General features: G+C 44.0%; 2 protein-coding genes and 1 pseudogene. All 3 read right to left on the bottom strand.

From position 1 onward, the window contains the following. Positions 1–325, bottom strand: a pseudogene (locus tag A2517_RS11890) (CCA tRNA nucleotidyltransferase); the annotation flags it as partial. After that, positions 322–1,734 carry a HAMP domain-containing sensor histidine kinase gene (locus A2517_RS11885; protein ID WP_294897343.1) on the bottom strand — a complete coding sequence of 471 codons (1,413 nt, stop codon included), beginning with the start codon at positions 1,732–1,734 and terminating at the stop codon, positions 322–324. The pseudogene A2517_RS11890 and the gene A2517_RS11885, both read right to left, overlap by 4 nt. After that, positions 1,728–2,393: a response regulator transcription factor gene (locus A2517_RS11880; protein ID WP_294897345.1), complete on the bottom strand. Its 666-nt coding sequence runs from the start codon at positions 2,391–2,393 to the stop codon at positions 1,728–1,730. The genes A2517_RS11885 and A2517_RS11880 overlap by 7 nt, the downstream gene beginning before the upstream one ends. Positions 2,394–2,399: the final 6 nt, after the last annotated feature.

Raw genomic sequence — 2,399 nt, 5'->3', positions numbered from 1 at the left:
GATCACTAAACCATGCCATCTCAAACCCTTTGTGTCCAAACCCCGCTTTGGACTCAGTACGAGGGGGTGAAAAATCGATCGAATATCCTGCAAATGAGAGTTTGATTACCCCAAAACTTTTCCCATAAAGCCCTATTTTCCCAAAAGGTGCCAGAAGTGCTTCGAGTTGTTCTAGTGAGGAAACACCGTAGAGTTCAATATCCAAATCAGAGGTTGTGTGTCCCGAGAAATGATCACGGACAAACCCCCCAACAAAAATTGACTTTATCCCATTGCGCTCGAGATGTTCTATGAGCCGCATCAAGGATAGAGGGATAGGTATCATTTTTTTAGAGTACCCTTTTTTTGGATCAGATTCTCAAGCGAGAAGCTGAACGTTGATCCGATCCCCAATGTACTTTTAATCCGAAGCTCAGAATCGTGAAGTTTGAGAATGTAGCTGACGATAGAGAGTCCTAGCCCCATAGAGTTATCCCAGCGGTTTTTTTGGACACGGTAAAATTTAGAGGTTATTTTATCGAGCTCGGATGGGGCGATCCCGATCCCTTTGTCTGTCACTGAGAGTTCAGTATCGCTAAGGGTTAGGGTGACATCTTCTTCGGAATATTTGAGAGCGTTATCGACGAGATTCGTGACGATAAGTTCGATCATCGTCTTATCGGCAAATACCGTTTTTGTCCCCCCTGTGAAATGGAGGATGCGAGCGGGGTATTTAGCCTGCAGTATGGAGATCGACTCTGTGCAAACGTCTGCAATATCAAAGATTGAGGGTTTGATGGAGAGATCATTATTCTCCAACTTCACCGAGAGGGCAAGGCGATCGAGCATCAGTGTGACGCGATGGGTGTTAGAGAGGATTTTATCCAAAAACTTTTCACGAATTTTCGGATCGATGTTTAGATCATCATGGAGGGTTTCGGCATAACCCATAATAGCGGCAATCGGATTTTTGAACTCATGGCTGATGGCAGAGAGGATATCGTTTTGTTGTTTATTAATAAGACGGAGCTTAGCGGTGTGTTTCCGTTTTTGTTTGTCGCGGTTATGGAGCTTTTTAACCAAATTTTTAAGCATGATGGAGATTTGCAAAAATTCGCGGAAGTACTCGGGCTTGAGAACGGCTCGGTAGTTTTTAGCGGATACTTCATCGAGGTATCGGGTGATCTGGAGGATATCATAACGGGTTTTTTTAGAGATGTTATAGGCAATAATGAGGGCAATAACGACTAACACGCTAAAGGCAATGACCAGCTGTATCCACAACGCATAAAAATGGTTCATTACCCCATCAAGACCCATTGCCAAACGGATATAAAATGTTTTGTCAGGGGCAATTATTTTGTGGGCAACGTAGATATAGTCGGTTTTGACGGTGTTAGAATAGCGGATAGCTACGCCGTAAGGCTGTGTCATGGCATGCATCACCTCAACGCGTCCGGAGTGGTTTTCCATGGACGCTTTGTCCGCATCACTTTCGGCGAGTACATCTCCGTTTTCAGCGATCACAGTGACCCTAAGAAAGGTTTTTCCGGATGCTTGCGCAACAAAACGGTCAAAATCATTCGTTGTAACGAGAAGAGGTTCTAGCAGATTGATATTTTCGATCAGCCGATTTTCACTGTCATGAATAATCATCGATTTGAGGGTGAAATAGCTGATCAAAGAGGCAATGGAAAGTGCGGCGATAAAGAGCCCTAAAACATTAAGAAAGAAAAGTTGATGGATTCTTAACACAGTGTGTAACCGACTCCCCGTACTGTTTTTATATACTCTTTGGACTTGTCAGGATCGATTTTTTCTTTGAGCCGATTGATAGCAACGTTGACGGTACGGTCTTGGTAGACATCATCGCTCCCCCAAACATGTTCAAGGAGGTAATCACGCTCCAAAACGACATTTTCGTTGACAATGAGGGCATGAAGAAGATCAAATTCAAGTTTAGTCAAATCGACAGGAGTCCCTTCAATAAACACGGTACGTGCTGCGAGGTTCAGAGCGATATCGCGGTGGGTGATATTCCCCTCAGAAGAGAGTTTTTTCGTACGGCGCAATACCGCTTTAACCCGTAAAATTAACTCTTTCATGCTAAAAGGCTTGGTGATATAATCATCGCCTCCGCGCTCAAACCCTTGCTCGATCTCTTCGTCTTTATGTTTCGCGCTTACAAAAATAACAGGGGTTTGGATACCGCGTTTACGGAGTGACTCGACAAACTCAGATCCCTCCGCACCCGGGAGATTGCGATCCATTAAAATCAGATCGACTTTCTCCTCTTCAAGCGCATCAACGACGTGTTTGGTATTAAGAAAGCCGATAGTCTCAAATCCCTCTTTCCCTAAATGGTACTCCATGAGTTCCAAGATATCTTGTTCATCTTCGACAATCAGTATCAACGTATT

The sequence above is a fragment of the Sulfuricurvum sp. RIFOXYD12_FULL_44_77 genome (genome assembly GCF_001830725.1).
GTDB lineage: Bacteria > Campylobacterota > Campylobacteria > Campylobacterales > Sulfurimonadaceae > Sulfuricurvum > Sulfuricurvum kujiense_A.
The sequence above is the reverse complement of the archived record's forward strand: the minus strand, read 5'-3'. Positions and strand labels throughout refer to the sequence as shown.